Below are 6,878 nucleotides of genomic sequence, written 5' to 3'. Positions count from 1 at the left end.
GCGCGAAACCCCCTTCCCGGTGGTACCGAAGGTCTAAGATTGCTACACATGAGTCCGCGGCGATCCCCGAAAAATAGTCATAAGGCTACGTTGGCGTCACTCGCGGAGGCCGTCGGGGTGTCGCGCACAACAGTGTCCAACGCGTACAACAAACCCGACCATTTGTCGCCCGAGACCCGCGCCCGCATCTTCGCCACCGCCGACAAGCTGGGGTACTCCGGCCCGGATCCCGCCGCCCGATCCCTGCGGACGCGCCGGGCCGACGCGATCGGCGTCCTTTTTACCGACGAACTCACCTACGCCTTCGAGGACCGCTCGTCGGTCGATTTCCTGGCGGGTTTGGCCGAGTCCTGCCAGGTGCTGGATTCCTCCCTGGTGCTCATTCCCGCTGCTCCCGGGCGTGCCGCGTCGGGAATTAACCGCGTGGCGCAAGCCGCCGTCGACGGTTTCGTGGTGTATTCGGTCGCCTCGGACGATCCCACGTTGGAGGTTGTGGCCTCGCGCGGCCTCCCGACTGTCGTGTGTGATCAGCCGTATTCCACACCGAAGCTCAAGGATTACGCCTTCGTCGGCATTGATGACCACGCTGCCATTCAGCCCGGGGTTCAACAGCTTATCGACGCTGGCCACCGGAAAATTGGTGTGTTGTGCATTCGTCTTGACCGTGAGGCCAACGCGGGCGAGGTGTCGCCGCAGCGCCTGCGCACTGCCCACATGCATGTGCAGAAACACCGCGTCGAGGGCATTGTTGACGTGATCCGCGCCGCCCACCCGGATTCGGCGGAAGACATTCCGATCGTGGAGTGCTATATCAACGACGCCGACGGCACCCGCGAGGCTGCCCGCGCGTTATTGGATGCGCACCCCGACCTAACCGCCGTGGCTTGCACGACGGATTCGCTAGCGCTGGCCGTGATGCAGTGCGCCGCTGATCGCGGGTTGTCCGTGCCGGGCGATCTGTCTGTCACCGGGTTCGACGGTATCGACCTCGCCGTGCAGCAGCGCATCACCACGGTGTCACAGCCGAATAAGGACAAAGGCCGCACCGCCGGACATGTTCTTCAGGACCTTATTTCCGACGCCACACGGGGGAAAGGAAGCACCAGCGCGTCTTCGTCCAGGAACGCGACGACATCCACGAGCTCTGGTGGTTCCCGAGGTCAGGCATCGGCAACCCACGGTTCACACACGCTGCTGGAGACGACGTTGATCACGGGGCGCACTGTTGGTCCGCCGCGCTGACGTAGCAGCGATTTTGCGCAACACCGCCACCGCAACGCCACTCTGACGTCACGCTAACCTCGCGCCGCCGCTACAACACTCCGTTCTCAGTGAGGTACTCCCGCCGCATGGTGGCCAAGCGCTGGTAAACGTCGGCAATAGCGTCGGTATCCGGAACGCGCAACACAGCCGCGGTGTGAGAATCACCGACTTTGATGGACACATCATTGCCATGAAGGACGCGGAAAGCGTTCTCGTCGGTCGTGTCATCGCCGGCATACACGATGGCGTCAACGTTGTACCGGTCGCGGGCGCTTTCCAGCCACTTACCCTTATCGACCTCCATGATCTGGGCTTCCAGAATGTGCTTGCCGTACATGTACGACCCCGTCGTCCCATCCAGCAGCGAATCCAGGATGTCAGCGAACTTCTGCTGCAGCTGGCGCTCCAGCTCGTCGTTATTCATCGCCACACCATGCAGGCCGACACCCAGCGGTTTTTCCTCCACAAACATGCCCGAGTGCGGAGCGCTATCGGCCACGGCATGTGCCTCACGGATCATGCGCTCAAGGAGCTTCTTTTGCTCCTCATTAGGTTCGACGCCACTGCCGTCATTCGCCTCAGCGCCGTGGGACCCCGCCAGAATTATTCCGGAGATGTCGCGAACATCGTCGGGGCCGTCGTCGGCAATGTTTTGTCCCTGTGGTCCGGTCCGGCGGGCGAGGCGTTCGAGTTTCGAAATATCCCGCCCGGAGACGAGTGCGCCGAAAGTGTGCGGCATGTGGGCGAGGTCGATGATGGCATTCATAGCGGTGGGGTTCGCGGTGACGGCCATGGCGTCTTTGTTGAGCGGTGCTAAGCAGCCGTCGAAGTCGCTGGCCAGCATCAGTGTGGGGCTGTGGGCAGCGGTGCGAAGGGCCCGGTTAATGTCATCGGACGGGGTAAACACTCGTTCTCCTAAAAGTCGTAGCTGACGTCGAATTTTCCGCCGGGGGTGTCGGACAAAGTTTGGCAGGCTAAGGTCATGTCGTCGGCGATGTCGTACTCATCCAACACATTGTTGTGCACCATGTGCGTTGTGGCGTTGTCATGGGGTTCGACGACGCACTGGCAGGCGCCACATTCGCCCTCGGTGCAGCCGTAGGGTGCATCCAAGCCCGCGTCCAACATGGCGTAGAGGAGCCGTTTCCCCGCGGGCCATTCGATATCTTCCTCCGTGTCCTCCATAAAGACGTGAGCGGTCGAGGGCTTTGCGTCGGAAGGGGTGGCGGCGGAGTCGTCAGCGGGTGCGCTATCTCCAGAGGAGTCGCCCAGGGAGTTGTCGCCCGCGGACTCTGCGTCGCCTACGGAGTTGTCGTCGGGAATGCTGTTAGTCATTGTCACTCTCTAAGCAGTCGAGGAATGCCGATGCCCAGGCGTGGACGTCGTGTTCGGTCACTTCGTTGAACATGGACATCATGCGGTCATGCAGGTCTTCTTTCTTCGCCACCGCCGCGGAGTGAACCTGCCGCTTGATCGAATCAATGTCATGCGGGTTGCACAGGAACGCGCCATCAAGCTCGGCCGCGGCGCCCGTAAACTCGCTGAGCACCAGCGACCCCGTGCCATCCGGGTGGCATGCCACATACTCTTTGGCGACGAGGTTCATGCCGTCCTTCAGGCTCGTGACCAGCATAATGTCGGCCGCCTTGTAGTAGGAGACGAGGTCCGGGAACGGAATAGACCGGTGCATATAGGTGACCGCGGAGTGCCCGATGCTGCTGAAGTGGCCATTAATCCGCCCGACGGCTTCTTCCACTTGCCGACGCGCCACCTTGTAGTGCTCAATGCGCTCGCGCGATGGCGTCGCCACCTGCACGAATGTGGTGGTCTCGGGGTCGAGCGCACCGGTTTCCAGGAGCTCCTCGTACGCCTCGAGGCGCTGGAGGATTCCCTTGGTGTAGTCCAACCTGTCGACGCCGAGGATCAGCGTTTCAGGGTTGCCCAGCTCAGAGCGGACCTTTTCCGCGTCGGCGTCCTTCGCGGCGGCAGTGACTGACTTGGTGTCGATGGAAATCGGGAACACACCGACGCCGACGGGGCGACCGTCGGATGCGGTGATCGTCGCGGTGATTTCCCTCATGCTGGCCTTGCCGCGAACAGGCAGGCTATCCGGCTGCCCCGTGCTCGGTGTCGCGAACCCGCCGACGTCGCGGGAGAGTTCCAGGAAGTTGGCCGCGTTGTGGATGGAGTGGAACCCGATCACGTCAGCGCCCAACAGGCCACGGACCAGTTCTTCACGCCACGGCAGCTGGCGGAACAGCTCCGCCGGCGGGAACGGAATGTGCAGGAAGAACCCGATTTTCAGGTCCGGGCGCATCTGCCGCAAAATGCCGGGCAGCAGTTGCAGCTGATAATCCTGCACCCACACTGTTGCGCCTTCGGCCGCGCGCCGGGCTACCTCCATCGCGAAGCGCGTGTTGACATCGCGGTAGGTCACCCACCAGTCGCGGTTAAAAATCGGCGTCACGATCAGGTCGTGGTAGAGCGGCCACAATGTGGCGTTGGAGAACCCTTCGTAGTATTCGGCGTAATCCCGTTTGGTCAGGCCCATCGGGATCAGCGTGATGCCTTCGTCGGTCGTGAACGGGTCGGCGACAGGGGTTGCCGTGGGGCCTTCGGATGTTGCTCCGGGCCAGCCGATCCATGCGCCTTCGTGTTCTTTGAGGACGGGTTTCAGCGCCGTGACCAGGCCCCCCGGGCTTGGTTCGAAGTGCTTGGTGCCGTCGGGGTCGATCTCAATATCGACGGGTAAACGGTTAGCGACGACGATGAACGAGTAGGTGTCTTTCACGGCGTCGTCGGCGGATGTCGTGTTGGTGCCGCTGGAGTCGTCGGTTGCTTTGGTGGTGTCGGATGAGGACATGGTGTTGGTACCTCGTTCGGGTTGATGGGTGCTCCGGATGTTTCTGTCTTCCAGGGTAGTGCCGAAGTAGCCAGTGCAGCGACTGCGCCCTAGGCTCGTGGCCGCTGTGATCTCAGCGCCTTTTTCGTCCTTGCGTGTTGGCCCGTGTTGCAGTGGCACGCGTTGCGCCGGTCCTCGTCGGCGAAGCCAGAGCCGCGCTGGCCCGTGCCGCCTCCAGGAGCGTGCGTGAGGATCCTCGTAGCGTTGTGCCCTTCCTCCACAAAGCGCGAATTGGCCGTGACAGGCGGGTGTCGTCGATAGTGATTTCGCTTAACCGGCCGTCGGCTATCTCTTGTTCCACCACGCAGCGGGGAAGGATCGCCGGTACCTGCGTCGCCAAGACTGTTGACTTGATGGCGGTCGCTGATTCGAGTTCGGCGAAGGGTGCTTGAAGAGCCTGGGGGAGGACGCGCTCGATGGCGGACCGGGTACCTGAACCGGGTTCGCGGACGATGAGCGGCGTTTGCGCGACCGTGAGCGGAGAGACGTGGCCGAGCCCGGCCCATTCATGATCGGGTCGGACCACGAGGGTGAGGTAATCGGTGGTAATGACTGTGCTGTCGAAGTAATCCTCGGTAGGGATGCCTTTGAGTTCCGGCAGCGAGAGGGATTCGATAAACCCGATCGTTGCGTCCCCGCTGGCAATCGTGTCGGCGACCTGGTGGCTATTGCCCGTCGTGATAGCGAACCGGACCCCGGGGTGCGTGTCGGTGAGTTGAGCAATCCAGCGTGGGATGTAGTGATCGGTGACGGTCTGGCTGGCAGCCGCCCGAATAATGTGATGAGCAGGGTCTTTGTCGAAGGAGACAGTGTCGGCCAAGCTGTTCGCACTGCGGATGACGTCGCGGGCGTGGTTGATAAATTCTCTGCCTTGGGGTGTGGGGTGGGTGCCCCGTGGTGTGCGGCTGACCAGGGTAAAGCCCAGAATAGATTCGGCGCTGCGCACCCGCTCAGAGACACCTTGCTGAGTCATTCCCATCTGCCGCGCCGCTGCACCGAGAGATCCCGTATCTGCGATAGCGATCAGTATTTCCAAGGTCCGAAGATCAGGGATATGAGCAAGTGACATGGACCCATCCTAGGCTACTTGTGACAGTCACAGTAAATACTTGTGACTACCCAAAGAAATAGTGTCTGTTCAGGATAAATGATGATGCATAGGCTCATTGCCATGACCATGACTGCTACTGAAACCGCCTCGGCTGAGCCCGTGTCCTCCCGCTTTCGACCAGTTCGGTCCCACTCCGGCTCCGGTCCTCGTCGGCAGCCTGCCATCGTCCCACCGGCCGGTCCCGCCTGGTTCGGTTCGATTATGGGTACCGGGATTCTCGCTAACCTTCTGGTTTCTGTCGCATTACCGCGGTTTGGGGAAAGTAGTCTTCTTGCCGACGCTACGCTGACGGCAGCTGCAATCGTCCTGGTCATCGGCTGGATCGCGTTTATCGGCCTGACCGTGGGGTTTGTCGGGCGGTGCCTCCGGCAGTTTAAGGTTTTCCACCAGTCGATCGTCCACCCTGAGCAATGTACGGCTTGGGGAATGGTGTCGATGGGGATACTCTCTCTTGGCTCAGCTACCCCCATTGTTCTTGATGAGCTCGCCAACTCTGGGGCCGGATCTCACAACTCGGCTGCGAATCCGATCCAGTGGCTAGCACGTGCCCAAGGCCTCGGGTGGAGTATTGATCTCACATTCTGGTGGATCGGCACCATCCTCGGCATCGTGACAGCGTTTGGCTTCGCGCTGGTAGTCGTACGAAATCGCTGGTCCGAGCCGCGTCCGGTGTGGGGCTTGCCCATCGTTCCGCCGATGGTGTCTGCGACAACGGGCGCAAGCCAGCTGTCCCATATTTCGACCATGTCACTCCGTATGACCATGCTGATCGTGAGCGTCGGCTGTTTCTTCGTTGCTCTGACCCTTGGGGCGATCATTTTTGTTGTGGCCTATGAACATGCGTGGCGACGCTCACCGCTGCCGCTGGCAGCGTCCGCCTCGGCGTGGATTCCGCTCGGTATCGTTGGCCAATCCACGGCTGCAGCTCAGGCCATTGCCCACCAGATCGACGCTGTGATTACTCCGGCGGGGCAGCACTGGGTTCAAGCGGCGGCCAACCTTTATGGGCAGGTGATCCTTGCTTGTGGAATACCACTGATTGCTTACGCGGCCTTCTGCACGATTCGAGGAGTTGCTGGACGCATGCCCTTTAGCCCCTCGTGGTGGGCGCTGACATTCCCCGTGGGAACGTTGTGCCTGGGTAGCCACCTTCTCTCACACGGGACGGGCTGGGAATGGATGAACTGGGTCAGCCTCGGGTTCCTCGTCCTCTTGACCCTTCACTGGTTGACGGCCTCTGCGGGAACCGTTAAGGCTCTTAGTGGAAAGGTGCTCGCGACGGCTTAAATGACCGAGCGCTCGGCATTGTCGTTGTGCCGTGCTAAGGGCGAACCGCAAAAAGCGAGGGTTATACGACGGAAGACGGTGCGGACAGAATCCTTGGGCGCGAAGCACCGATGCACGCAAAAACGAGCCGGTAGACGGAAAACTGCAGGGAAGGTACACCTGAAGCCCGAAAAGTGCGGGGGAATATGCGGCCAAAAATAAAAGTGTGGGGGTAAATGGTCAATTTTCGGCCATTTTTCGCCCATATTCACCCGCAGTTTTGAACTGCTCCCCATTAGTTGGACTGAGAAATCAGACCCCGACTAGCAGGGAGCA

The 6,878-nt window shown here is 61.0% G+C and carries 6 protein-coding genes; 2 read left to right on the top strand and 4 right to left on the bottom strand.

Going from position 1 to position 6,878, the window contains the following annotated elements:
- Positions 1 to 48 precede the first annotated feature (48 nt).
- Positions 49 to 1,242: a LacI family DNA-binding transcriptional regulator gene (locus tag Q3981_RS08730; RefSeq protein ID WP_303125347.1), complete on the top strand. Its 1,194-nt coding sequence runs from the start codon at positions 49 to 51 to the stop codon at positions 1,240 to 1,242.
- A 70-nt stretch (positions 1,243 to 1,312) separates the two neighbouring features.
- Here the strand turns inward: Q3981_RS08730 and otsB are convergent, their stop codons facing one another.
- The 4 genes from otsB to Q3981_RS08710 form a co-directional block, all read right to left on the bottom strand.
- On the bottom strand, positions 1,313 to 2,170 hold the full coding sequence (otsB, locus tag Q3981_RS08725; protein ID WP_303125345.1) for a trehalose-phosphatase: 858 nt from the start codon (positions 2,168 to 2,170) through the stop codon (positions 1,313 to 1,315).
- Between the two features lie 8 nt (positions 2,171 to 2,178).
- Positions 2,179 to 2,598, bottom strand: coding sequence for a 2Fe-2S iron-sulfur cluster binding domain-containing protein (locus Q3981_RS08720; RefSeq protein ID WP_303125343.1), 420 nt, complete (start codon positions 2,596 to 2,598; stop codon positions 2,179 to 2,181).
- A complete protein-coding gene (locus tag Q3981_RS08715; protein ID WP_303125341.1) occupies positions 2,591 to 4,126 on the bottom strand; it encodes a trehalose-6-phosphate synthase in 1,536 nt (511 codons plus the stop codon). Before Q3981_RS08715 ends, Q3981_RS08720 begins: the two co-directional genes overlap by 8 nt.
- A gap of 112 nt (positions 4,127 to 4,238) precedes the next feature.
- Positions 4,239 to 5,234 carry a LysR family transcriptional regulator gene (locus Q3981_RS08710; RefSeq protein WP_303125339.1) on the bottom strand — a complete coding sequence of 332 codons (996 nt, stop codon included), beginning with the start codon at positions 5,232 to 5,234 and terminating at the stop codon, positions 4,239 to 4,241.
- 102 nt (positions 5,235 to 5,336) lie between these two features.
- Between Q3981_RS08710 and Q3981_RS08705 the strand changes: the two genes are divergently transcribed.
- A complete protein-coding gene (locus Q3981_RS08705; RefSeq protein ID WP_303125337.1) occupies positions 5,337 to 6,563 on the top strand; it encodes a TDT family transporter in 1,227 nt (408 codons plus the stop codon).
- The last annotated feature ends 315 nt before the right edge of the window (positions 6,564 to 6,878 follow it).

The organism is Corynebacterium sp., from assembly GCF_030530965.1.
Lineage (GTDB): Bacteria > Actinomycetota > Actinomycetes > Mycobacteriales > Mycobacteriaceae > Corynebacterium.
Note: the sequence above shows the minus strand (reverse complement) of the source record. Positions and strands in the feature narration are given on the sequence as shown.